This window comes from Rhizobacter fulvus (genome assembly GCF_964020785.1).
In genome coordinates this window covers 4,108,841-4,132,450 of record NZ_OZ224516.1, presented here as the reverse complement: position 1 = coordinate 4,132,450, position 23,610 = coordinate 4,108,841, and the positions used below count along the sequence as shown (strand labels likewise).

The 23,610-nt window shown below is 68.6% G+C and carries 22 protein-coding genes; 15 read left to right on the top strand and 7 right to left on the bottom strand.

Annotated features, from left to right (window positions below):
- The 9 genes from ACWH49_RS19670 (at position 1) to ACWH49_RS19630 (ending at position 8,832) form a co-directional block, all read left to right on the top strand.
- Entirely contained in the window at positions 1-2,010 is a 2,010-nt protein-coding gene (locus tag ACWH49_RS19670; RefSeq protein WP_448173001.1) for a bifunctional 3-phosphoshikimate 1-carboxyvinyltransferase/cytidylate kinase, read from the top strand.
- 148 nt (positions 2,011-2,158) lie between these two features.
- Entirely contained in the window at positions 2,159-3,877 is a 1,719-nt protein-coding gene (gene rpsA, locus ACWH49_RS19665; protein ID WP_448173000.1) for a 30S ribosomal protein S1, read from the top strand.
- Between the two features lie 21 nt (positions 3,878-3,898).
- Positions 3,899-4,231: an integration host factor subunit beta gene (locus ACWH49_RS19660; RefSeq protein ID WP_056470881.1), complete on the top strand. Its 333-nt coding sequence runs from the start codon at positions 3,899-3,901 to the stop codon at positions 4,229-4,231.
- A 75-nt stretch (positions 4,232-4,306) separates the two neighbouring features.
- Positions 4,307-4,618 (top strand): LapA family protein, encoded by a 312-nt coding sequence (locus tag ACWH49_RS19655; protein WP_448172999.1) that lies wholly within the window; start codon positions 4,307-4,309, stop codon positions 4,616-4,618.
- Positions 4,608-5,759 carry a lipopolysaccharide assembly protein LapB gene (gene lapB, locus ACWH49_RS19650; RefSeq protein ID WP_448172998.1) on the top strand — a complete coding sequence of 384 codons (1,152 nt, stop codon included), beginning with the start codon at positions 4,608-4,610 and terminating at the stop codon, positions 5,757-5,759. Before ACWH49_RS19655 ends, lapB begins: the two co-directional genes overlap by 11 nt.
- Positions 5,759-6,694 carry a D-glycero-beta-D-manno-heptose-7-phosphate kinase gene (gene rfaE1, locus ACWH49_RS19645; protein WP_448172997.1) on the top strand — a complete coding sequence of 312 codons (936 nt, stop codon included), beginning with the start codon at positions 5,759-5,761 and terminating at the stop codon, positions 6,692-6,694. The genes lapB and rfaE1 overlap by 1 nt, the downstream gene beginning before the upstream one ends.
- On the top strand, positions 6,691-7,686 hold the full coding sequence (gene rfaD, locus ACWH49_RS19640) for an ADP-glyceromanno-heptose 6-epimerase (protein ID WP_448172996.1): 996 nt from the start codon (positions 6,691-6,693) through the stop codon (positions 7,684-7,686). Before rfaE1 ends, rfaD begins: the two co-directional genes overlap by 4 nt.
- Before the next feature lie 102 nt (positions 7,687-7,788).
- Complete coding sequence (locus tag ACWH49_RS19635) at positions 7,789-8,328, top strand: ComEA family DNA-binding protein (RefSeq protein ID WP_448172995.1); 540 nt, start codon at positions 7,789-7,791, stop codon at positions 8,326-8,328.
- A gap of 192 nt (positions 8,329-8,520) precedes the next feature.
- Positions 8,521-8,832: a ComEA family DNA-binding protein gene (locus tag ACWH49_RS19630; protein ID WP_448172994.1), complete on the top strand. Its 312-nt coding sequence runs from the start codon at positions 8,521-8,523 to the stop codon at positions 8,830-8,832.
- Positions 8,833-8,835: 3 nt separating this feature from the next.
- On the opposite strand, the gene ACWH49_RS19625 is transcribed toward ACWH49_RS19630, so the two are convergent.
- Positions 8,836-10,029 (bottom strand): patatin-like phospholipase family protein, encoded by a 1,194-nt coding sequence (locus tag ACWH49_RS19625; protein ID WP_448172993.1) that lies wholly within the window; start codon positions 10,027-10,029, stop codon positions 8,836-8,838.
- Positions 10,026-13,532, bottom strand: a complete 3,507-nt coding sequence (gene dnaE, locus ACWH49_RS19620; RefSeq protein ID WP_448172992.1) for a DNA polymerase III subunit alpha — start codon at positions 13,530-13,532, stop codon at positions 10,026-10,028. The genes ACWH49_RS19625 and dnaE overlap by 4 nt, the downstream gene beginning before the upstream one ends.
- A 41-nt stretch (positions 13,533-13,573) precedes the next feature.
- Here dnaE and ACWH49_RS19615 point away from each other — a divergent pair, with 41 nt between their 5' ends.
- Together ACWH49_RS19615 and egtB are read left to right on the top strand one after the other, a co-directional pair.
- Positions 13,574-14,314 (top strand): sulfurtransferase, encoded by a 741-nt coding sequence (locus ACWH49_RS19615; RefSeq protein WP_448172991.1) that lies wholly within the window; start codon positions 13,574-13,576, stop codon positions 14,312-14,314.
- A gap of 51 nt (positions 14,315-14,365) precedes the next feature.
- Positions 14,366-15,661 (top strand): ergothioneine biosynthesis protein EgtB, encoded by a 1,296-nt coding sequence (egtB, locus tag ACWH49_RS19610; RefSeq protein WP_448172990.1) that lies wholly within the window; start codon positions 14,366-14,368, stop codon positions 15,659-15,661.
- A 10-nt stretch (positions 15,662-15,671) separates the two neighbouring features.
- On the opposite strand, the gene ACWH49_RS19605 is transcribed toward egtB, so the two are convergent.
- The 3 genes from ACWH49_RS19605 to ACWH49_RS19595 are packed head-to-tail and all read right to left on the bottom strand — an operon-like array spanning position 15,672 to position 17,629.
- On the bottom strand, positions 15,672-16,376 hold the full coding sequence (locus ACWH49_RS19605; RefSeq protein WP_056467952.1) for a DUF599 domain-containing protein: 705 nt from the start codon (positions 16,374-16,376) through the stop codon (positions 15,672-15,674).
- A 55-nt stretch (positions 16,377-16,431) separates the two neighbouring features.
- Entirely contained in the window at positions 16,432-16,842 is a 411-nt protein-coding gene (locus ACWH49_RS19600) for a DoxX family protein (RefSeq protein ID WP_448172989.1), read from the bottom strand.
- 49 nt (positions 16,843-16,891) lie between these two features.
- Positions 16,892-17,629 carry a pirin family protein gene (locus ACWH49_RS19595; RefSeq protein WP_448172988.1) on the bottom strand — a complete coding sequence of 246 codons (738 nt, stop codon included), beginning with the start codon at positions 17,627-17,629 and terminating at the stop codon, positions 16,892-16,894.
- Positions 17,630-17,744: 115 nt separating this feature from the next.
- On the opposite strand from ACWH49_RS19595, the gene ACWH49_RS19590 reads away from it, so the two are divergent.
- The 4 genes from ACWH49_RS19590 to ACWH49_RS19575 all read left to right on the top strand — a co-directional run bounded on the left by ACWH49_RS19590 (position 17,745) and on the right by ACWH49_RS19575 (position 21,043).
- Positions 17,745-18,800: a LysR substrate-binding domain-containing protein gene (locus tag ACWH49_RS19590; RefSeq protein WP_448172987.1), complete on the top strand. Its 1,056-nt coding sequence runs from the start codon at positions 17,745-17,747 to the stop codon at positions 18,798-18,800.
- Between the two features lie 2 nt (positions 18,801-18,802).
- Complete coding sequence (gene gluQRS / locus ACWH49_RS19585; RefSeq protein WP_448172986.1) at positions 18,803-19,705, top strand: tRNA glutamyl-Q(34) synthetase GluQRS; 903 nt, start codon at positions 18,803-18,805, stop codon at positions 19,703-19,705.
- An 85-nt stretch (positions 19,706-19,790) separates the two neighbouring features.
- Positions 19,791-20,138, top strand: a complete 348-nt coding sequence (locus tag ACWH49_RS19580) for an FKBP-type peptidyl-prolyl cis-trans isomerase (RefSeq protein WP_448172985.1) — start codon at positions 19,791-19,793, stop codon at positions 20,136-20,138.
- Between the two features lie 23 nt (positions 20,139-20,161).
- Positions 20,162-21,043 (top strand): transglutaminase family protein, encoded by an 882-nt coding sequence (locus ACWH49_RS19575; protein WP_056467941.1) that lies wholly within the window; start codon positions 20,162-20,164, stop codon positions 21,041-21,043.
- Between the two features lie 66 nt (positions 21,044-21,109).
- Here the strand turns inward: ACWH49_RS19575 and ACWH49_RS19570 are convergent, their stop codons facing one another.
- Both ACWH49_RS19570 and orn read right to left on the bottom strand, forming a co-directional pair.
- Positions 21,110-22,684: a DEAD/DEAH box helicase gene (locus ACWH49_RS19570; RefSeq protein WP_448172984.1), complete on the bottom strand. Its 1,575-nt coding sequence runs from the start codon at positions 22,682-22,684 to the stop codon at positions 21,110-21,112.
- 357 nt (positions 22,685-23,041) lie between these two features.
- On the bottom strand, positions 23,042-23,602 hold the full coding sequence (orn, locus tag ACWH49_RS19565; RefSeq protein WP_448172983.1) for an oligoribonuclease: 561 nt from the start codon (positions 23,600-23,602) through the stop codon (positions 23,042-23,044).
- Between the last annotated feature and the right edge of the window lie 8 nt (positions 23,603-23,610).

Here is a 23,610-nt window from a genome sequence, read left to right as displayed (position 1 = left end):
ATGTTCAAGACCCGCTTTCTCGATCTTCCGCCGCTGGCGACTGCCGCGGGCACGGTGCGGCTGCCGGGGTCGAAGAGCATCTCGAACCGCGTGTTGCTGCTGGCCGGGCTGTGCGCCGGCACGACGGTGATCCACGAACTGCTGGACTCTGACGACACCCGCGTGATGCTCGATGCCCTGCGCGCGCTGGGCTGCGGCGTGGCGATGGACGAAGCGGTCGTCCGGATCAGCGGCATCGGCGGCGCCCTGGCGGCGCGCGAGGCCGACATCTTCCTCGGCAACTCCGGCACGTCGGTGCGCTCGGTCACGGCGGCGCTCGCGGTGCTCGCCACGACCCAGGGTGGCCAGTTCGCGCTGCGCGGCGTGCCGCGCATGCACGAACGGCCCATCGGCGACCTGGTCGACGCGCTGCGCCCGCTCGGGTGCGTGATCGACTACACCGGCGTCGACGGCTTTCCGCCGCTGCAACTGGGCGATGGCGCCACGCACGCGCTGAACCTCGAGGCGCCGATCCGCGTCCGCGGCGACGTGTCGAGCCAGTTCCTGACCGGGCTGTTGCAGGCGATGTGCCTCGTGGCGGGCGACCGTGACATCGTGATCGAGGTCGTCGGCGAACTGATATCGAAGCCCTACATCGCGATCACGCTGAACCTGCTCGCACGCTTCGGCGTCAAGGTGCGCAACGAGCAGTGGGTGCGCTTCACGATCCCGCAAGGCAGCCGGCTGTCGTCGCCGGGCTCGATTCCTGTCGAGGGCGACGCCTCGTCGGCGTCGTATTTCGTCGCGCTCGGGGCGCTCGCCGCCGACCCGGCCGCCCCGGTGCGGGTGGAAGGCATGGGCAGCGCGTCGATCCAGGGCGATCTGGCCTTCGTCGGCGCCGCGCAGGCGATGGGCGCGAACGTGCTGCTCGGCGGGAACTGGGTCGAGGTCTCGCGCGGCTCGTGGCCGCTCAACGCGATCACGCTCGACTGCAACCACATCCCCGACGCCGCGATGACGCTCGCCGTGATGGCGCTGTATGCCCACGGCACGACACGCCTGACCAACATCGCCAGCTGGCGCGTCAAGGAGACCGACCGGATCGCGGCGATGGCCACCGAGCTTCGAAAGCTCGGCGCCACGGTCGCCGAAGGCGCCGATTTCATCGAAGTGACACCCCCCGCGACCTGGCAGCCGGCGGCCATCCACACCTACGACGATCACCGCATCGCCATGTGCTTCTCGCTGGCCGCCTTCAATCCGGCCGGGCTGCCGGTGCGCATCCTCGATCCGCAGTGCGTCGGCAAGACCTTTCCCGACTACTTCGAGACCCTGTTCGGCGTCGTCACGGCACGCGAGCGCGGCGTGCCCATCATCACCGTCGACGGCCCGACCGCCTCCGGCAAGGGCACGCTGGCCAGCGCGCTGGCGCAGCGGCTCGGCTATCACTTCCTCGATTCGGGGGCGGTCTACCGTGCGACGGCTCTGGCGGCGATGCGCTCCGGCACCCGCGCCGACGACGAGCAGCGCCTCGCCCAACTCGCGACCAACCTCGACCTGCACTTTCCGCCCGGCCAGATCCTGATGGGCGACCAGGACGTGACCGAGACCTTGCGTCTCGAGGAGGTCGGTGCCCTCGCCTCCAAGATCTCGGCCTTCCCGCTCGTGCGCGCCGCGCTGCGCACGCTTCAACTGTCGTTTCATCGACTGCCGGGCCTGGTGGCCGACGGCCGCGACATGGGCACCGTGATCTTCCCCGGCGCAGACCTGAAGATCTTCCTCACCGCGAGCGCCGCCACGCGCGCCGAGCGACGCTACAAGCAGTTGATTTCAAAGGGAATTTCGGCTAATATCGACAGTCTTCGCGCCGAGCTGGAGGCCCGGGATGCCAGGGATCAAACCCGCGCAGTCTCGCCCCTCAGACCGGCCGCAGATGCGATGTTGCTGGACAACTCGGCATTGACCGTCGAAGCCTCGGTGGATGCAGTGCTGAATGCATGGCAGGATCGGAGACCGTTCAGGGAGACCTGAATGGTCGGCGCAGGCCCTTCAAGGCAACTTGAGTGGTCGCTGAAAGAGTCCGTCGCCCTCCCTCCTGCACCACTCATCCGGCGGTGCGTCAGGGCGGCGGTTGTTCAACCTAACCCCGCGGTTCGCAAGAGCCGCACCGGAAACCTCAATGTCCCAAACCCAGACTGCCGACACCGGCATGGAATCCTTTGCCGCCATGTTCGAGGAGTCGCTGACGCGCTCGGAAATGCGCAGCGGCGAAGTCATCACTGCTGAAGTGGTACGCGTGGAACACAGCTTCGTGGTCGTCAATGCCGGCCTGAAGTCCGAAGCGTATGTGCCCATCGAAGAATTCAAGAACGACCAGGGCGAGCTCGAAGTTCAGCCTGGCGATTTCGTCTCGGTCGCGATCGACGCGGTCGAGAACGGCTACGGCGACACCATCCTGTCGCGCGACAAGGCCAAGCGCCTGGCCTCGTGGCTGTCGCTCGAGAACTCGCTCGAATCCGGCGAGTTCGTGACCGGCACGGTCAACGGCAAGGTCAAGGGCGGCCTGACCGTCCTCGTCAACGGCATCCGCGCCTTCCTGCCGGGCTCGCTGCTCGACACGCGCCCTGTCAAGGACATGTCGCCGTTCGAAGGCAAGACCATGGAGTTCAAGGTCATCAAGCTCGACCGCAAGCGCAACAACGTCGTGTTGTCGCGCCGCGCTGTGGTCGAAGCCTCGATGGGCGAAGAACGCGGCAAGCTGCTCAGCACGCTGCATGAAGGCGCGATCGTCAACGGCGTCGTCAAGAACATCACCGAGTACGGCGCGTTCGTCGACCTCGGCGGCATCGACGGCCTGCTGCACATCACCGACATGGCCTGGCGCCGTGTGCGTCACCCGAGCGAAGTGGTTCAGGTCGGCCAGGAGCTGCAGGCCAAGGTCCTGAAGTTCGACGCCGAGAAGAACCGCGTCTCGCTGGGCATCAAGCAGCTGGGCGACGACCCGTGGCACGGCGTGTCGCGCCGCTACCCGAACGGCACGCGCCTGTTCGGCAAGATCACGAACATCGCCGACTACGGCGCGTTCGTCGAGATCGAGCCGGGCATCGAAGGCCTGGTGCACGTCTCCGAGATGGACTGGACCAACAAGAACGTCGCCCCGAGCAAGATCGTTTCGCTCGGCGACGAAGTCGAAGTCATGGTCCTCGAGATCGACGAAGACAAGCGCCGCATCAGCCTGGGCATGAAGCAGTGCAAGGCGAACCCGTGGGAAGAGTTCTCGACCACCGTGCAGCGCGGTGACCGCGTCAAGGGCCCCGTCAAGTCGATCACCGACTTCGGCGTGTTCGTGGGTCTGGCCGCCGGCATCGACGGCCTGGTGCACCTCTCGGACCTGTCGTGGCACGAGCCGGGCGAAGCCGCCGTGCGCAACTACAAGAAGGGCCAGGAAGTCGAAGCGATCGTGCTGGCCGTCGACGTGGACCGCGAGCGCATCTCGCTGGGCATCAAGCAGCTCGACAGCGATCCGTTCACCAGCTACACCTCGGTCAACGACCGCGGCATGTCGGTGACCGGCAAGGTCAAGATGGTCGACGCGCGTGGCGCCGAGATCCAGCTGAACGACGACGTGACGGGCTACCTGCGCGCTTCCGAAATCAGCCGCGACCGTGTCGAAGACGCGCGCAACGTGCTGAAGGAAGGCGACGAAGTCAACGCCGTGATCATCAACGTCGACCGCAAGACGCGTTCGATCCAGTTGTCGATCAAGGCCAAGGACAACGCCGACAACCAGGAAGCGATGACCCGCCTGGCTCAAACGAGCGAGCGCGAGAACGCCGGCACCACCAGCCTGGGCGCCCTGTTGCGCGCCAAGCTGGACAACCAGAAGGACAACGGCTGAGCCGTTGACTGACTGGTGTCGATGACCCGCTCCGATCTCGTGGCGCAACTGGCTGAGCGATTCAGCCAGCTCACGCACCGTGATACGGAGTTCGCGGTCAAGACGATCCTCGATGCGATGTCCGCGGCGCTCGCCAAAGGGCACCGCATCGAGATCCGCGGCTTCGGCAGCTTCTCGATCAACCGCCGCCCGCCGCGCGTGGGCCGCAACCCGCGCAGCGGCGAGCAGGTGGTGATCCCCGAGAAGCTCGTCCCCCATTTCAAGCCCGGCAAAGCCTTGCGCGAGGCGGTCGACACGCATGTGCCGGTCGGCCCCGAGCCCGCGCCACGCGGGGCTTCGGCCAACGACGCTTGACGCTCGTTGCGCATCGGTCGGCCGGTAGAATCGGCCGCCTGATTCCGATGCGACGCGGCACCCGCCGCACTGCCGATGCGACTTCTTGTCTGGCTCTTCCGGGCCGCCGTCTTCTTCACCCTGTTTGCCTTCGCGCTGAACAACCAGCAGGAGGCCGGCATCCGCTGGTTCTTCGGCCAGGAGTGGCGTGCGCCGATGGTGTTCATCGTGCTGGCCGCGTTCGCGCTCGGCTGTGCCTTCGGCGTGTTCGCGATGGTGCCGAGCTGGTGGAAGCACCGCCGCGTCGCGCGCAAGCACGCACCGGTGATCGAGGCGCGTGCCGAGCTGCCGGTCGTCGCACCGGCCGCCGAGGTCACGCTGCCGCACCCGCCACGCGATGGACTTTGACCTGCAGTGGCTGCTGCTCGGCCTGCCGCTGGCGTTCGCGTTCGGCTGGCTCGCCTCGCGGCTCGACCTGCGTCAATGGAAGCGTGAACAGAAGGATTCGCCGAAGGCCTACTACAAGGGCCTGAACCTGCTGCTGAACGACCAGCACGACAAGGCGATCGACGCCTTCATCGAGGCCGTCCAGCAGGACCCCGACACCTCCGACCTGCACTTCGCGCTCGGCAACCTGTTCCGCCGCCGCGGCGAATTCGAGCGCGCGGTGCGCGTGCACGAGCACCTCCTGAACCGCGCCGACCTGCCGCGCACCGAACGCGATCGCGCGCAGCACGCGCTCGCGCAGGACTTCATGAAGGCCGGCCTGTTCGACCGCGCCGAGGCCGCCTACCAGGCGCTCGAAGGCACGGCCTTCGACACCGAAGCGCGCCTGGCCTTGCTGACGCTGCACGAACGCTCGCGAGACTGGCGTGCCGCCGTGGAGGTCGCGCAGAAGCTCGAGAACCGCGGCACCGGCTCGTTCGCGCCACGCATCTCGCACTACTGGTGCGAGATCGCGCTGGAGGCCGATGCGAAGCATCAGCCGGACGAAGCCGACGCGGCCCTCGAGCACGCACGCGAGGCCGCCCCGCAGGCCGCGCGCCCGCTCGTTCTCGCCGGCCAGCGCGCCGCGCGGCGCGGCGACCATGCCCAGGTGCTCGCGCTGTGGGGCGTGCTGATGGTCGCGCACCCGGCTGCGTTCAACCTCGTGGCCCGGGACTACGCGCAAAGCGCGATCGCGTCGGGCGGCACTGCCGCCGCGATCGATCGACTGCGCGAGTTGTACGACCGCGCGCCGACGATGGACCTGCTGGAGGCCCTCGCGCTGCTCGACCCGGCGCCCGCGCATCAGCGCGCCCGTTTGCTGGAACAGTTGCGCAGCCACCCGACGCTGTCGGTCGCGAAAGCGCTGATCACGCAGACCGAAGCGGCGGCGTTCGACACTGCCGAAACCAAGGCGCTCGGCGACGCGATCGGCCGCGCCGCGAAGCCGCTGCACCGCTACCGCTGTGCCGCCTGCGGCTTCGAGGCGCAGCATTATTTCTGGCAATGCCCGGGCTGCCTGAACTGGGACAGCTACCCACCGCAACGTCTGGAAGACCTCTGATGGCTGCTCATCCCACCCTCGCCGAAGTCCAGCGCTCCCGCGTGCTGGTCGTCGGCGACGCGATGCTCGATCGCTACTGGTTCGGCGCGGTCGATCGCATCTCGCCCGAGGCCCCCGTGCCGGTGGTGCGGGTCAACCGCGAGGAGGAGCGGCTCGGCGGCGCCGCCAACGTCGCGCTCAACGTCAAGACGCTGGGTGCGCAGGCCACGCTGCTGACCGTCGTCGGCGACGACGAGCCGGCGCGCAGGCTGCGGCAGCTGCTCGAGCAGCAAGGCGTCACCGCACTGCTCGGCAGCGACCCTCAGCTCTACACGATCGTCAAGCTGCGCGTGATCGGCCGCTCGCAGCAGCTGATCCGCATCGACTTCGAGAACCAGCCCGACCACGAGGTGCTGTCGGGCATGCTGGCCGACTACGAGCGCGTCCTCCCCGAGCACGGCGCGGTGCTGTTCTCCGACTACGGCAAGGGCGGCCTGACCCACATCCCGCAGATGATCGAGCTCGCTCGCCGCGCGAACAAGCCGGTGCTGATCGACCCCAAGGGCAGCGAGTACGGCCGCTATGCCGGCGCCACCGTGATCACGCCGAACCGGGCCGAGCTGGCGCAGGTGATCGGCACGTGGAGCAGCGAGGCCCAGCTGCACGAGCGCGCCCAGGCGCTGCGCGAGGCCCACGGCCTGGAGGCGCTGCTGCTGACGCGGTCGGAAGACGGCATGTCGCTCTTCGACGCCGCCGGGCACCTGCAGGTGCCGGCGCAGGCACGCGAGGTGTTCGACGTGACCGGCGCCGGCGACACCGTGATCGCGACACTGGCCGCAATGCTCGACGCCGGCCTCAGCCTGCGCGAGGCGATGCCGATCGCCAACCGCGCGGGCGGCATCGTCGTCGGCAAGTTCGGCACGGCGACCGTCAGCTACGAGGAGTTGTTCGCATGAAGATCGTCGTCACCGGCGCGGCCGGCATGATCGGTTCGAACCTGGTCCACGGACTCAACGCGATCGGCATCGACGACGTGATCGCCGTCGACGACCTGACCGACGGCCCGAAGTACCGCAACCTGCTCGGCGCACGCCTGAGCGACTACTTCGACAAGAGCGAGTTCTACGCGCGGTTCGCGAAGGGCGAGTTCGGCCACGTCGATGCGGTGTTCCACGAAGGCGCCTGCTCCGACACCATGGAGCACGACGGCCGCTTCATGATGGACACGAACTACCGCTGCTCGAAGGGCCTGCTCGACGCCTGCCAGGCGCAGGGCACTCGGCTGCTGTACGCCAGCTCGGCTGCCACCTATGGCGGCAGCGCGTCGTTCCGCGAGGAGCCGGAGTTCGAGCGCCCGCTCAACGTCTACGGCTACTCGAAGCTGCTGTTCGACAACGTCGTGCGCCGCATGCTGCCGACTGCCAGCACGCAGGTCGTCGGCTTCCGCTATTTCAACGTCTACGGCCCGCGCGAGCAGCACAAGGGGCGGATGGCGTCGGTCGCGTTCCACCACTTCAATCAGTTCCGCGAGACCGGCAAGGTGCGGCTGTTCGCCGACTACGGCGGCTACGGCCCGGGCGAGCAGAGCCGCGACTTCATCTACGTGGATGACGTGGTCACGGTGAACCTGTGGTTCCTGCAGCATCCCGACCGCAGCGGCATCTTCAACCTCGGCACCGGACGCGCGCAACCGTTCAACGATGTCGCGCTCGCCGCCGTCAACGCCGCGCGCGCACTGCGGGGCGAGACGCCGCTCGCGTTGGCCGCGATGGTGCAACAAGGTCTGGTCGAGTACATCCCGTTCCCCGACGCGCTGGTCGGCAAATACCAGGCCTTCACGCAGGCGGACCCGGCGCGGTTGCGGGCCACGGGTTGCGCCCACGCCTTCGCCGACGTCGCCACCGGCGTCAGGTCGTATGTCGACTGGCTCACACGCGCCACCGTCTGAGCGATATTGCGGCGGGAGGTCAACGCGCAATCACCTGCTTCCGTTGAGGGCTTTGCCGCCGGTCGATCCGGCCGGCGACTCCGCAACAACCGAGGTAGCTCCATGATCAAGAAGATTCTCGCCGCCGTGCTGGCGCTTTTCGCCGCCGCCGCGTTCGCCGCGGTCGACGCCAACAAGGCCACGCAGGCCGAACTCGAAGGCGTCAAGGGCATCGGCCCCGCGATCTCGGCCAGGATCATCGAGGAGCGCAACAAGGGCGCGTTCAAGGACTGGCAGGACATGGTCACGCGCGTCAAGGGCGTCGGCGAAGGCAACGCCGCCAAGTTCTCGACCGAGGGCCTGACCGTCAACGGCACCGCGTTCGCCGGTGCCCCGGCCAAGCCCGCCACGCCGGCCGCGAAACCGGCCGCTCCGGTGGCAGCCAGCGCCGCCGCCCCGGCCGCTGCCGCCAAGCCCACCGAGATGAGCGCCGCCGACAAGAAGGCAGCCGCCAAGAAGGAACGGGAAGAGAAGAAGGCCGCCAAGGCGGCGGCGGCCGAAGAAGCCAAGAAGGCGAAGGCCGACAAGGCGGCTGCCAAGGACGCCAAGAAGCCGGCCGCTGCGGCTTCCGCTGCTGCATCGGCGAGCGCCGCGAAGAAGTAAAGGCCCCCGACGGCGGACCCGTCCGCCCACTCCGAGCCCCGCCGCGCGCGGGGCTTTTTGCGATCGGTCCGACCCGCTTTCGAGGGTCCGTCTTAAGGGTCGCCCCCTGATGGCGATGGTCAGTTCGGCATTGCGTCGAGACACTTCGATCCGGGCTGCAATCCCGCACCGCCCGAACTCTCGGAGACCGTCATGACCGTCGTCAAAGCCATCCTCGCCATCGCCATCACCCTGTTCAGCGCCCTCGCCTTCGCGGCGACCGACGTCAACAAGGCCACCCAGGCCGAACTCGAAAGCATCAAGGGGATCGGTCCGTCGATGTCCGCCCGCATCGTCGAGGCGCGCAAGAGCGGCGCATTCAAGGACTGGACCGACCTGCAGTCGCGCGTGAAAGGCGTCGGTGCGGGCAACGCCGCCAAGTTCTCGGCCGAAGGCCTGACCGTCAATGGCGCGGCGCTGACGGCCACGACCGTGACTGCGGCCGCCGCGACGAAGAAGAAGTAGCCGTCAGGCCGGCAGCGTCCAGCCGAAGAACGCGGCCACGTCATCGCGGCGGTGCCGCGTGTCCGCCACGCCGAGCGCCATCAGCTCGCGCGTGTAGCCCGCTTCGAAGAGGAGGTAGCTGGCCAGCGCCGCGCCCCGGGCGTCGTCGCCGCGGCCTTGCACCCCGATGCCGCGCAACATCGCGCGCACCGGTGCCGGCAGTTCGCCGAGGTGCTTGGCGGCGATGTCGTCCAGGCGCTGGCTCGGCGCGATCACCAGCACCTCGAGCGGCTTCAGGCTGGTGGCGGCGCGCGCCTCGGGCGTCAACAGCGCGAGCGTGCTGTTGATCCGACGCAGGCGCTCGATGTCGACCGCGAGCGCATCGAGGAAGATGTTCGACAGCGCATGGCCGGCGATCTGCGCGAGGTTCGGGTATTCGCTCTGTCCGGCACGTTCGCCGGGCGGCTCGTGCATGCGGCCGGCGCCGACGACCAGGATGCGCTCGCCGCCCAGGTGGACCGCCGGCGAGATCGGCGCGGCCTGGCGCATCGAGCCGTCGCCGCAGTACTCGACGTGATCACCGATCCGCAGGCCGACCGCAGGGAACACGAACGGGATCGCCGACGACGCGAGCAGGTGCGGCACGGTGATCGCGTCGCGCACCGCGATGCGCTGCGAGCGCGTCCACGGTGCGATGTCGCCGAGCGCGTCGTAGAAGGTCACGTGCAGGCCCGAGCCATAGCTCGACGCCGAGACGGCGAGCGCTTTCAGGTGCCCGTCGCGCATCATCCGGCGCGTGCGCTCGGTGTCGACCAGGCGCTTCAGCAGCGACTCCAGCGGCGTGTTGTCCAGCAGCGAGCGTGGGCGCGCGCGGCGCCATCGCGCGATCGCCCAGCCGACCGACATCATCGTCAGCCAGCGCGCGCCGGTGCGGATCACGCCGAACGAATCGGCCCGATAGACCTGCTCGGCCCTGAAGTCCTCCCACACCGCGCCGAGGCTGGCGACCGCAGCGTCGAAATCGTCGGCCCGGCTGGCCAGCGCGGCCGCATTGATCGCGCCGGCCGACGTGCCGGTGATGACGGGAAACGGGTTGGCCGCGCCGAGCTGCCCGCAGTCGCGCCGGATCTGCGCGATCGCCTTCAACACGCCGACCTGATACGCCGCGCGCGCACCGCCGCCGGTCAGCACCAGCCCGGTGGTCGGCGGGATGGTCATTCGTAGACGACGACGGCCTGCCCGTGGTGCGCGCCGGCCCGCCAGCGATCGAGCGCGGCATCGGTCGGATAGAAGCGCGCGGCCTCGCCCAGATCGAGTTCGCCGCTTGCGGCCTCACGGTGCAGCTCGAGCCGCACCGTCAGCCCCTGCGGCAGGTCGCCGTGTTCGGTCGCGATGCACCGCGACGGGAAGTCGCGCAGCACCTCGGCCACCGGCGGCACGCTGCCGTTGACCGCGACGCGCAGGTACTTGCCGAAGCGGCAGCGCGCGCCGGCCAGGTCCCACACGCTGGCCACGGTCAGCCGCAGGCCGCCGGAGAACCGGTCGGGCTGGACCTTGCCCTGCACGATGATCAGCTCGTCGTCCTTGAGCAGCTCCTTGTTCGCGTTCAGCAGGTCCTCGTTCGCGACCGCTTCGATCGCCTCGCTCTTGTCGTCGAGCTTGAAGATCGCGACGCGCCCGCGCTGGCCGTTGATCACGCGCAGGTCGGTGACGATGCCGGCCAGCAGCTGCGGCTCGCGGCTGTCGAGCAGATCGGCGATCTGGCGCTTCGCGAAGCGGCGCACCTCGGTCGCACTCTGGTCGAACAGGTGGCCGGAGAGGTAGAAGCCGAGCGCGCCCTTCTCGAGCGTCAGGCGCTCCTTGATGCTCCACGGCTCCGCGGCGATCAGCGGCGGCTCCTGCGTGCTCGCGCCGTGGTCGTCCTCCCCGCCGAAGTCGAACAGGCCGCCCTGGTCGGCATGCGCGGCCTGCGTGTCGGCCCAGTCGAGCGCGAGGCCGACGCTCGCGAGCATCGCCGAGCGCTCCGGGTGCAACGCATCGAATGCACCGGCCTTGACCAGCGCCTCGACGACGCGCTTGTTGAGCTGCTTGCGGTCGACGCGCGCGCAGAAGTCGAACAGGCTGGTGAACGGCCCACCTTCGCTGCGCGCGCGCACGATCGCCTCGATCGCGCCCTGGCCAGTGCCCTTGACGGCGCCCAGGCCGTACTGCACGACCTTGTCCGAGACCGGCTCGAAGCGGTGCACGCCCTTGTTGACATCCGGCGGCTCGATCGTGATGCCGAAGGTCTTTGCGTCGACGAGCAGTGCGCGAAGCTTGTCGCTGTCGTCCATCTCGACCGTCATGTTCGCGGCGAAGAACTCGGCCGTGCAGTGCACCTTGATCCAGGCCGTGTGATAGGCCAGCAGCGAGTACGCGGCGGCGTGCGACTTGTTGAAGCCGTAGCCGGCGAACTTCTCCATCAGGTCGAAGACCTCGTCGGCGGCTTCCTTCGAGATGTCCTTCTTCGCCGCGCCGTCGCGGAAGATCTGGCGGTGCTGTGCCATCTCCTCGGCCTTCTTCTTGCCCATCGCGCGGCGCAGCAGGTCGGCGCCGCCGAGCGAGTAGCCGCCCAGCACCTGCGCGGCCTGCATCACCTGCTCCTGGTAGACCATCACGCCGTAGGTCTCGCCGAGCACGGACTCGAGCAGCGGGTGCGGATAGCTCACCTCCTCCTTGCCATGCTTGCGAGCGCAGAAGGTCGGGATGTTCTCCATCGGGCCGGGGCGGAACATCGCGTTCAGCGCGAACAGGTCTTCGATGCGGGTCGGCCGCGCGTCCTTCAGCATGCGCTGCATGCCGGCGCTTTCGAACTGGAACACCGACTCGGTGCGCCCGTCGCTGAACAGCTTGTAGACCCGCGGGTCGTCGAGCGGCAGCTTGTCGTAGTCGAAGTCCTTGAACTGCGGCCGGCGCGCCTTGATGAAGTCTTTCGCGAGTTCGAGGATCGTCAGCGTCGCCAGGCCCAGGAAGTCGAACTTGACCAGACCGATCGCCTCGACGTCGTCCTTGTCGAACTGGCTCACCGCGCTGTCGCTGCCCGGCTGCATGTAGAGCGGGCAGAAGTCGGTGATCTTGCCCGGCGCGATCAGCACGCCGCCGGCGTGCATGCCGACGTTGCGGGTGATGCCCTCGACCCTGGTCGCCAGCGCCAGCAGTTCGGCGACTTCCTCCTCCGCCGCCTCGCGCTGCTCGAGTTCGGGCGCTTCCCTGCGGGCGTAGATCAGCCCCGGGTCCGGCTGCTCGGGCACCTTGGCGAGCGTGACCTGCTTGCCCGGCGGCGCCGGGATCAGCTTGGCGATCGAGTCGACATGGCCGTAGCCCATGCCGAGCACGCGGCCGATGTCACGCAGCGCGGCCTTCGCGGCCATCGTGCCGAAGGTCGCGATCTGGCTCACCGCGTCGCGGCCGTACTTCTGCTTCACGTAGTCGATCACGCGGTCGCGGTTGCCCTGGCAGAAGTCGATGTCGAAGTCGGGCATCGACACCCGTTCGGGGTTCAGGAAGCGCTCGAACAGCAGGTTGTATTGCAGCGGATCCAGGCCGGTGATGTTGAGCGAGTACGCGACCAGCGAGCCCGCGCCCGAGCCCCGCCCCGGCCCGACCGGACAGCCGTTGTTCTGGGCCCAGTTGATGAAGTCGGCGACGATCAGGAAGTAGCCCGGGAAGCCCATCTTCAGGATCGTCTGGATCTCGAAGTCGAGCCGCTCCACGTAGCGCGGGCGCTGGCGCTCGCGTTCCGCTTCGTCGGGATAGCGCTGCTTCAGCCGCTCGACCAGGCCCTCGTGCGACAGGATGCTGAAGTAGTCCGCCATCGCGAGCGGCTGGCCGTCGACGATCGGCGTCGGGAAGTCCGGCAGCTGCGGCTTGCCCAGCACGAGGCTCAGGTTGCAGCGCTTGGCGATCTCCACCGTGTTCGCGAGCGCGCTCGGCAGGTCGGCGAACAGCGCCTCCATCTGCGCCTGGCTCTTGAAGTACTGCTCGCGGCTGAAGCGCTTGATGCGCTTCGGGTTGGTCAGCATTTCGCCTTCGGCGACGCAGACGCGGGCCTCGTGCGCGTCGAAGTCGTCCGGCGTCTCGAACTGCACCGGGTGCGTCGCGACGACCGGCAGCTGCAGGCGAGCCGCCAGCGGCACGGCGGTGCGCACATGGGCCTCGTTGCCGGGCAGGCCGGCACGCTGCAACTCGATGTAAAAGCGCCCCGGGAAGTACTCGGCGAACTGCCGCGCGAGCCCCTCGGCGCGCCCGGTGTCGCCTGCCACCAGCGCCTGGCCGACGGCGCCCATCTCGGCACCGGAGAGCGCGATCAGCCCGGCGTTCAACTCGGCGAGCCAGGCCCACTTCACGCACGCCTGCGAGCGCTGCTCGTGCTGCAGCCACGCCCGCGACAGCAACTCGCACAGGTTCAGGTAGCCCTGCCGGTTCTGGACCAGCAGCACCAGCCGGCTCGGCGACTTCTCGCCGCCGGCGGGCTCGAGCCAGACATCGGCGCCGATGATCGGCTTCACGCCCTTCTTGCGCGCGCCGCTGTACAGCTTGACCGCGCCGAACAGGTTGGACAGGTCGGTGATCGCCAGCGCGGCCTGTCCATCGGCCGCGGCGGCCTTGATCGCGTCGTCGATTCGCAGGGTGCCGTCGGCGACGGAAAACTCGGTGTGGGTGCGCAGGTGAACGAAAGCCATTGCCGCATTTTAGGGAGCGCGTGCCCCGTAAAATTTGCGTTGTGGAATCAATTCTGAACATCTCGGCGTACCGCTTCGTCGCTCTCAACGACACCGCGCGATGGCGCGAGAGCATCCGCTCACAAGCGGGGCGCGCCGGCCTGAAGGGCACGGTGCTGCTGGCCGACGAGGGCATCAACCTCGTCCTTGCTGGCGCCGAACCAGGCGTGCGCGATTTCGTGCAGTGGCTGACCGCGCGCGAGCCGTTCGCCGCGCTGCCGCTCAAGGAGAGCTGGTCGGGCACCGAGCCGTTCGGCAAGCTGCTGGTCAAGGTCAAGCCCGAGATCATCCGCATGAACCACCCGACGATCCGCCCGCAGGCGGGGCGTGCCCCGGCGGTCGACGCCAGGACGCTTGCGCGCTGGCTCGATGCGGGCGTGGACGACGGGGGGCGCGAGGTCGTGACGCTGGACACCCGCAACGCGTTCGAAGTCGACCACGGTCGCTTCAAAGGCGCGCACGACTGGCGCATCGACCGCTTCAGCGACTTCCCGCAGGCACTGGAACAGCACCGCGCCGAGCTCGCGGGCAAGACGGTCGTCAGCTACTGCACCGGCGGGATCCGCTGCGAGAAGGCCGCGCTGCTCATGGCGCAGGCCGGCGTGGAGAACGTGCTGCAGCTCGAGGGCGGCATCCTGCGCTACTTCGAGGAAGCCGGTGGAAAGCATTTCGAAGGGGATTGTTTCGTTTTCGACGCGCGGCGGACGTTGAGTGACACACTGGTGCCGGTGCCGACCGCGTAAGGTCCGCTCGTCTGCAACGAATCCTTCGTGTTGACCCACGGAGCCGACGCCATGAAGATCGCCCAACGGCCCGCCGCCCCGGCCCTGCAGCCCGTCGAGCTGGCCCGCGCCTTTGCCGCGGTGCGCGAGCGCACGCTGGCACTCGCGGCCCCGCTGACAGCGGAAGACTGCCAGGTCCAGTCGATGCCAGATGCCAGCCCGACCAAGTGGCACCTCGCGCACATCACCTGGTTCTTCGAGACCTTCCTGCTCGAGCCGCACGAGCCGGGCTTCAAGCCGTTCGACGCCAGCTTCCGCGTGCTGTTCAACAGCTACTACCAGGGCGTCGGCGAGATGCATCCCCGCGTGCAGCGCGGGTTGATCACGCGCCCGACGCTCGCCGAAGTCAAGGCCTACCGGGCGGCCGTCGACGAGCGCATGCAGGCCCTGCTGGCCGCGCGCGGCAGCGAACCGGAACTCGCCGCGCTGGTCACCCTCGGCCTGCATCACGAGCAGCAGCACCAGGAGCTGCTGCTGACCGACATCAAGCACGTGTTGAGCTTCAACCCCACGCATGCTGCCTACGCGCGGCGCTGGCCGATGACGAACGTGCGCGCGCAGCCGCTGCGCTGGTTCGCCCAACCCGGCGGACTGATCGAGCACGGCCACGATCCGGCGCTGGACGGCGAGTTCTGCTTCGACAACGAGACGCCTCGCCACGGCGTCTACACCGCGCCCTTCGAGATCGCCTCGCGGCCGGTGAACTACGGCGAATACCTCGCGTTCATCGAGGACGGCGGCTACCGACGCGCGGAGTTGTGGTTGTCGATGGGCTGGGATTGGGTGCGCAGCGGCGAACGCAGCGCGCCGCTCTACCTGCGCCAGGTCGACGGCACGTGGCTCAATCACACGCTGCAGGGTGCCGTCGAGGTCGACCCGCGCACCCCCGTGTGCCACCTCAGCTACTTCGAGGCCGACGCGTTCGCGCGCTGGGCCGGGGCGCGCCTGCCCACCGAGGTCGAGTGGGAGCAGGCGGCGCGTCGCCTGCGCACGCCCGGCCGGCCGAACTTCGCCGATCGGGGCGCCTTCCATCCATTGCCCGCCGAGAACGACGCCGCCGACGAGCCGATGCAGATGTTCGGCGACGTCTGGGAGTGGACGCAGTCGAGCTACGCCGCGTATCCCGGCTACCGCGCGCTGCCCGGCGCAGTCGGCGAATACAACGGCAAGTTCATGAGCAACCAGTACGTCCTGCGCGGCGGCTCATGCGCCACGCCCGCGGCCCATGTGCGCGCCAGCTACCGCAACTTCTTCCCGACCGATGCGCAGTGGCAGTTCAGCGGCGTGCGGCTCGCGCGCGACCTGTGAACGCGCCTGCTCACGAGGTCAGCACGCTCAGCACCTCGGAGTGGAATTCCCGCTGGTACAGGATGTAGATCACGCCCAGGGTCGCGCCCATGAAGATCAGCGGCGAGAAGAACCAGCCGATCGCGGCGAACGCGAAGTAGTAGCCGCGCAGGCCGTCGTTGAAGGTCTCGGCCGCGAGGCCGACGATGCGGCCGGCCTTGTCGGCGAAGTCGTCACGCGACAGTTTCTCGGTCAGGAACCGCTCCGCCTCCGGCGCCGCGGCGACGAGAAGCGCGCCGAAGGTGTACTGCCGCATCGACCACGTGAAGCGGAAGAAGCTGTAGACGAAGATGCCGAGCAGCAGCATCAGCTTCAGGTCGAAGATCAGCGTGCTGGTGCGTTGTGCGAACGGCAGTTCGCGCACCAGGTCGTTCGCCTTGTCGCCGGCGAGCACCGCGAGCAGGCCGCCGATGATCAGGATCGTGGTCGACGCGAAGAACGACGGGCTGGTCGACAGGTTCTGAATGACGACGCCGTCGATCACCCGCACTTCCCGGTAGGTGGTTTGCAGCATCCACTGCCGGCGCACCGCGTTGGTCGCCGCGAGCACGGAGCGGTTCGACGCCGCGCCGTGCCGCGAGAAGTGGGCGTAACTGCCCCAGCCCACGAAGAAGACGGCGACGGCCGCCCAATCGAGCCAGGGCAGCAACGCCATCACCTTGAACATCAGTTCCATGGGAGGAACTGTAGCAAGCCGCGCCCCGTCGCCGAGGCGGCTTGCGCGCCGACGATCAGTTGCCGCGCTTGGCGTCGATGCTGATCGCGCCGGGGCCGAAGGCCGCGAGCACGAGGAAGCCGCCGGCGATCGAGATGTTCTTCCAGAAGTTGATCTGCTGCATCATGACCTGCTCGGCCGGCACGCCCCAGTAGGCGTGGAAGATGAAGGCGGCGATCACGGTGAACACCGCCAGCGCGAGGGCCGCCCAGCGCGTCAGGAAGCCGAACACCACCGCCAGACCGCCGCCGAGCTCGATGACGATCGCGATCACCGCGGCGACCGACGCCATCGGCAGCCCCTTCGAGGCGATGTAGCCGACCGTGCCCTCGAAGCCGGTGATCTTGCCGAAGCCCGACGTGACGAAGATCAGCGCGAGCAGGATGCGGCCGATGAGGGCCAGGGGATTTTGCAGGGAGTTGAACACGTGAATTCCTTGGTGGAGGTTGGAGGTCGGGAAAGGGGAAGTGGGCAGGTCAATGCAGGTCGAACACGAGCACTTCGGCATCGCGGCCGTGCTCGATCGACAGCTCGCTCTCGTGCTCGAGGCGCAGCGCATCGCCAGCCTGCAGCGCGTGGCCGTTGACCGTCAGGCTGCCGCGCACCAGGTGCACGTACGTCTTGCGGGCCGGGTCGAGCGCCCGCCTGAGGGTCTGGTCACCATCGAACAGGCCGCTGTAAAGCGCGGCATCGGCGTGGATCGTTACCGAACCGTCGCGGCCGTCCGGTGACGCGACCAGGCGCAGCGTGCCGCGCTTGGAGTCGGCGTCGAAGTGCTTCTGCTCGTAGCCCGGCTCGATGCCGCGCTCGGCCGGCTCGATCCAGATCTGCAGGAAGTGCGTGGTGGCGTCCGGCGCATGGTTGAACTCGCTGTGCATCACGCCGCGACCGGCGCTCATGCGCTGCACGTCGCCCGGCTTGATGACGCCGCTGACCTTGGCACCGGCGGCGCCCCCCGGGCCCGGTTGTCCGTTACCCATCGAGTCCTTGTGCGCCAGCTCGCCCGACAGCACGTAGCTGACGATTTCCATGTCCCGGTGACCATGCGTGCCGAAGCCGGTGCCCGGGGCGATGCGGTCTTCGTTGATGACGCGCAGGTTGCCGAAGCCCATGTGGCGCGGGTCGTGGTAGTCGGCGAACGAGAAACTGTGGTGGCTCTTGAGCCAGCCGTGGTCGGCGTGGCCGCGGTCGGAAGCCTTGCGAATGGTGATCATGGTGCGTCGTCCTTTCGATGGAAGGACTTTAGGGCGGTGACCCGGCGGCGTCGAACGCCGCACGTTGAAGTGATCGTTCAAATAAGATGAACGACTTTCCCCACGCGATCGCCCCATGCCCGACAGCCGGAACGTATTGACGCCAGATGCCCTGACGATGATGGACGTCATCGCCCGCACCGGCAGCTTCGCTGCCGCGGCGCGCGAGCTCGGCAAGGTGCCCTCCTCGCTCACCTACAGCGTGCGCCAGCTCGAGGACGCGCTCGACGTGCTGCTGTTCGACCGCCGCTCGCGCCAGGCGCGGCTCACCGCCGCCGGGCAGCAGCTCCTCGAGGAGGGGCGCCGGCTGCTGGAGCAGATGGATGCGGTGGCGAATCGCGTCAAGCGCGTCGCGACCGGCTGGGAGACGCAGCTGAGCATCGCGGTCGACGGCGTGATCTCGCGGCTCACGATGTTCGAGCTGTGCGAGTCGTTCTACACGTTGTGCGCGTCGTCGCAGGTCGCGCGGCCGCGCGCGGCCGCGAAGACCGTGGATCTGGCGGATCCCGCGAACCACAGCGGTCCCGGCACGCGCCTGCGCCTGCGAACCGAGGTGCTGACCGGCACCTGGGAGGCGCTGACGACAGGACAGGTGGACCTGACGATCGGCGTCGGCATGGACCGCACCACCGTGCCCGGCGTGCACATCAGGGAGCTCGGTCAGCTGCCCTTCGTGTTCGCGATCGCACCGCATCACCCGCTGGCCGGCGCGACCCAGCCGCTGAGCGACGCGGAGCTGCTGCGCCACCGCGCGGTCGCGGTCGCCGATTCGGCGCAGCGCATGGCGCCGATGACCGTCAACCTGCTGCCCGGGCAGGACGTGCTGACCGTCAGCAGCATGCAGCTCAAGATCGATGCGCTGCTGCGCTGCATGGGCTGCGGCTTCGTGCCCGAGCCGATGGCGCGCGAGCACATCGCCGCCGGGCGGCTTATCGTCAAGCCGGTGCAGCGCTCGTCGAGCATCGGCCGGCTCGGGTATGCGTGGCGCGTGCCGGACGGCAGCGCGCCGGGCGCGGGCCGCAAGCCGCAGCTCGGCCTGGCACTGAAATGGTGGCTCGCGCAGCTCGAGAGCGCGACCACGCGCCAGGCGCTGCTCGAGCGCCACAGCATGACGCCGATGGCGGGGATGTGAGCGTGGGCGCGGGCTACGTCGGCCGCTTCGCGCCGTCGCCCACCGGTTTGCTGCACGCCGGTTCGCTGGCGGCCGCGCTGGCCTCGTGGCTCGATGCGCGGGCACACGGAGGACGCTGGCTGGTGCGCATCGAGGATGTCGACACGCCGCGTTGCGTGCCCGGCGCGGCCGAGGCGATCCTCGCGCAGCTCGCCGCGTTCGGTCTGCGCCCCGACGAGCCGCCCGTCCATCAATCGGCGCGCGACGCCCACTACGAGGCGGCGCTCGCGCTGCTTGTTGCCGAAGGCTGGGCCTACCCGTGCGGCTGCACCCGTGCGGACATCGCGCAGGCCCTGGCCGCGCGCGGCCAGGTGCGCGAGCGCCACACCGATCTGGTGTATCCCGGCACCTGCCGGGACGGCCTGCGCGGCAAGCCGGCGCGCGCAATCCGGCTGCGTGCGTCGCCGTCGCTCGGCGCATTGGCGGAGCCGCTCGAGATCGAGTGGCACGACCGCCGGCTCGGCGCCCAGCGGCAGGATGTCAGCGCCGCGGTCGGCGATGTCGTGCTGCGACGCGCCGACACCCTCTGGGCCTACCAGCTGGCGGTCGTCGTCGACGACGCGGCGCAGGGCATCACGCACGTCGTTCGCGGCGAAGACCTCGCCGACAACACGCCGCGCCAGATCCACCTGCAGCACGTGCTGGGCGTACCGACGCCGGCGTACCTGCACACGCCGCTCGTACTAGGCGACGACGGCGAGAAGCTCTCGAAGCAGAACGGTGCCACCCCGGTCGTCACCGACCCGCCGCTGCCGGCGCTGCGCGCCGCCGGGCATGCGCTGGAGATCGATGCGGCGGGTGACGACGTTCCGGCATGGCTCGCGTCCGCGACCGCGCAGTGGCGCGCCCGCTGGCCCGATCGCTGACCGCCCCAGCAGACTTCCGCCTACGCTCGCCGCGCCGTGCGCTGGCATGATGTCGGACCCTGTTCAACCCACACGAAAGCGCGCGATGGTCACCACCGATTCCGGCCTCCAGTACGAAGACACCACCGTCGGCTCCGGCGCCACTGCCCAGGCCGGCCAGCACGTCACCGTCCACTACACCGGTTGGCTCTACCAGGACGGCGTCAAGGGCGCGAAATTCGATTCCAGCAAGGACCGCGGCGATCCGTTCGCGTTCGGCCTCGGCGGCGGTCAGGTGATCCGCGGCTGGGACGAAGGCGTGCAGGGCATGCAGGTCGGCGGTACGCGCGTGCTGGTAATCCCGCCGCAGCTCGGCTACGGTGCCCGCGGCGCCGGCGGCGTGATCCCGCCGAACGCGACGCTGATGTTCGAGGTCGAACTGCTCGGCACCTGATCGTCGGCGCCCGATCGATTCCGATGTCCGTGCAATACGAGATCGTCCACACGACGGTCTACCACTACCAGAACCCGGTGACCTTCGGCGAGCACCGGGTCATGTTCCGCCCGCGGGACAGCCATGACCTGCGGGTGCTCGCGACCGACCTGCAGGTCAGCCCCGAAGCCATGGTGCGGATGATCCAGGACCCGCACTCCAACTCGGTCGCGCTGGTGCAGCCGCTGGTGCCGGCCGACGAGTTGAAGATCGTCTGCAGCTTCGCGATCGAGCACGCGCACACCAACAACCTCGAGCTGCCGCTGGCGCCCAGTGCCGAAGTGTTCCCGTTCGCATACAGCCTGGACGAGCGCTTCGACCTCGAGAACTACCTGCGCCCGAACCACGACGATCCGGGCGGCCACCTGACCGCGTGGGCGCGCCAGTTCATCCGCACCGACGGGCTGACCGGCACGCGTGACCTGCTGGTCAAGATGAACGAGTTCATCCGCGTCAACTTCCGCTATGCCGAACGCGACGAGGAAGGCACGCAGACGCCGCAGGCCACGCTGAAGCTGAACAGCGGCTCGTGCCGCGATTTCGCACTGCTGATGATGGAGGCCGCGCGTCGCCTGGGCATCGCCACGCGCTTCGTCTCGGGCTACCTGTACGACCCGGCACTGGACGGCGGCGACGATGCCGGCACGGTCGGCGCGGGCTCCACGCACGCCTGGCTGCAGGCCTACCTGCCGGGTGCGGGGTGGGTGCCGTTCGACCCGACAAACAACCTGCTCGGCGGAAACCAGCTGATCCGCGTCGGCGTCGCGCGCGACCCCTCGCAGGCCGCGCCGATCGCCGGCAGCTGGTACGGCGAACCGGGCGACTACCTCGGCATGACCGTCAACGTGGCAGTGAAACGGCGTTGAGTTCCTGTCATGTCGCCAAGCAAAAGGCCCGCTTCGAGCGGGCCTTTTTTCATGGCGTCGGGACGCTCAGCGCGAGAAGCCGGTCGGGCGACCCTTGAAGCCGCCCTTGCCGGCTGGCGCGCCCGGCTTGCGCGGCGCGAAGGCCGGCTTGTGGTCGACGCGGCCGGTGGCGGCGCCGCGATCGAACGGGCTGTGGCGCGGTGCATCACCGTGCGGCGCACGCGGCTCGAAGCGCGGCGCGGCGTTGCGATCGAACGGAGCCCGATCGCGGGCGGCGAAGCCCTCACCGCCGCGCGGTGCGAAGTTCTCGCCGCGCGGTGCGAAGTTCTCGCCGCGCGGTGCGAAGCCCTCATTGCGGGGCGCGAAGCCCTGCCCGCGGTGCTCGAACGGCTTCTTGCCATAGCTCGGCTTGCCGAACGGCTTGTTGCCGAAGCGGCCGGCGCCTTCCGGGCGCGCCGCGAACATCTTCGGCTCGGGGCTCTTCGGCTCCAGGCCTTCGACCGTCTGCACCGGAATGCTCTGGGTCGTGAACTGCTGGATGCGGCGGATCATGCCGACGTCCATGCGCTCGCCCAGCGTGATCGCCAGGCCGTTGCGGCCGGCGCGGCCGGTGCGGCCGATGCGGTGCACGTAGTCCTCGGCCTTCATCGGCAGGCCGTAGTTGATCACGTGGCTGATGGTCGGCACGTCGATGCCGCGCGCGGCGACGTCGGTGGCGATCAGGATCTTCAGCTGGCCGTTGCGCAGGCCCTGCAGCACGCGGTTGCGGCGCCCCTGCGGGTGGCCGCCGTGCAGCGACGCGACATGGTGGCCCATGTCGGCCAGGCGGTCGGCGAGCCAGTCGGCATCGCGCTGGGTGCTGGTGAACACGACGGCCTGTTCCATCTCCTTGCGGGTCAGGATGTGGTCGAGCAGCGCGTTCTTGTGGTTCACGTTGTCGGCCCAGTGCAGGCGCTGCTCGATGTTCTCGTGCGTGTCGGTGTGCGACGCGACATCGATGCGCTTCGGGTCGCGCAGCAGGTTCTGCGCGAGGCGGCCGACGTGGCCGAGGAAGGTGGCGCTGAACATCACGGTCTGGCGCGCCGCGGGAATCGCAGCGGCGATCGTGTTGATGTCATCGATGAAGCCCATGTCGAGCATGCGGTCGGCTTCGTCGAGCACCAGCATCTCGACGTTCTCGAGCACGGCCTTGCCGGTGTTCAGGTGGTCGAGCAGGCGGCCCGGGGTCGAGATCAGGATGTCGAGCTGGCCGCGCAGCGCGGCGATCTGCGCCGGGTACGGCACGCCGCCGACGACGGTCGCGACACGCAGGCCCGGCACGAAGCGGCCGTAGGTCGCGGCGGCCTTGGCCACCTGCATCGCGAGTTCGCGCGTCGGGCACAGCACGAGGACGCGCGGGCCGTAGATCACGCCGCGTTCACGCTTTTGCGTGGTGTCGGCGCGGGCGGCCAGCACACGCTCCAGCGCGGGCAGGATGAAGGCGGCGGTCTTGCCGCTGCCGGTGCTGGCGGAGACCATCAGGTCGGCGCCGGCGATCGCGGGCGGGATCGCCTGCGTCTGCACTTCGGTGGCGGTCTCGTAGCCGGAAGCGGTCACGGCCTTGGTCAGGGCTTCATTCAGGCCGAGGGTTGCGAACGTCATGGTCTTCTTTCGTCTTCAAACATCGCACGCCCGCACGTCGCCTTGTGGGCACAAGACGTGCGAAAACGCGCCGGTCACCACGCCATGTGGTGACCCAACAAGTCGCTGGGGAGAAGGTCCGAATCAGCACCAGGGCGGCGCCGGATCTCGGGAACAGTCAAAGCGACGGCATCGCCGCCAACCATTCCCGCAAGCGCTGGCAGGCCGCTTGGGTTCGAACAGAGCCTGCCGCGAATGCGGTGGGCGAAGACTCGATGAGGTCAGAGGGGATGAACGAGTCGCCGGTGCGGTCTGGCATGCTCCGGCGAAGCTGCGATTCTACGATGGTTTGGGGTTTTCCCGCAAGAAAATGCGGGATTACTTCGCCAGCAGGTGCTCGCGGTAGTAGACCAACTCGTCGATCGACTCGGTGATGTCGGCCAGCGCCGTGTGCGCCTGCGCCTTCCTGAAACCGACCAGGATCTCGGGCCTCCAGCGCTTGGCGAGTTCCTTCAACGTGCTCACGTCGAGGTTGCGGTAGTGGAAGAACTCCTCCAGCTTCGGCATCGTGCGCGCGAGGAAGCGGCGGTCCTGGCAGATGCTGTTGCCGCACATCGGCGACTTGCCCTTCGGCACGTACTGCTTCAGGAACTCGATCACTTGCGCCTCGGCGCTGGCCTCGTCCACGGTCGAAGCGCGGACGCGGTCGATCAGCCCGCTCTTGCCATGCGTGCCCTTGTTCCAGGCATCCATCGCATCGAGCGTGGCCTCGGTCTGGTGGATCGCGAAGACGGGGCCTTCGACGCGATGCTGCAGGTGCGGGTCGGTAACGACGACCGCGACCTCGATGATGCGGTCGGTGTCGGGGTACAGCCCGGTCATCTCCAGATCGATCCAGATCAGGTTGTCGTCAGCGCGGGCCAGGGGGGTATCGGTCATTCGGTTCT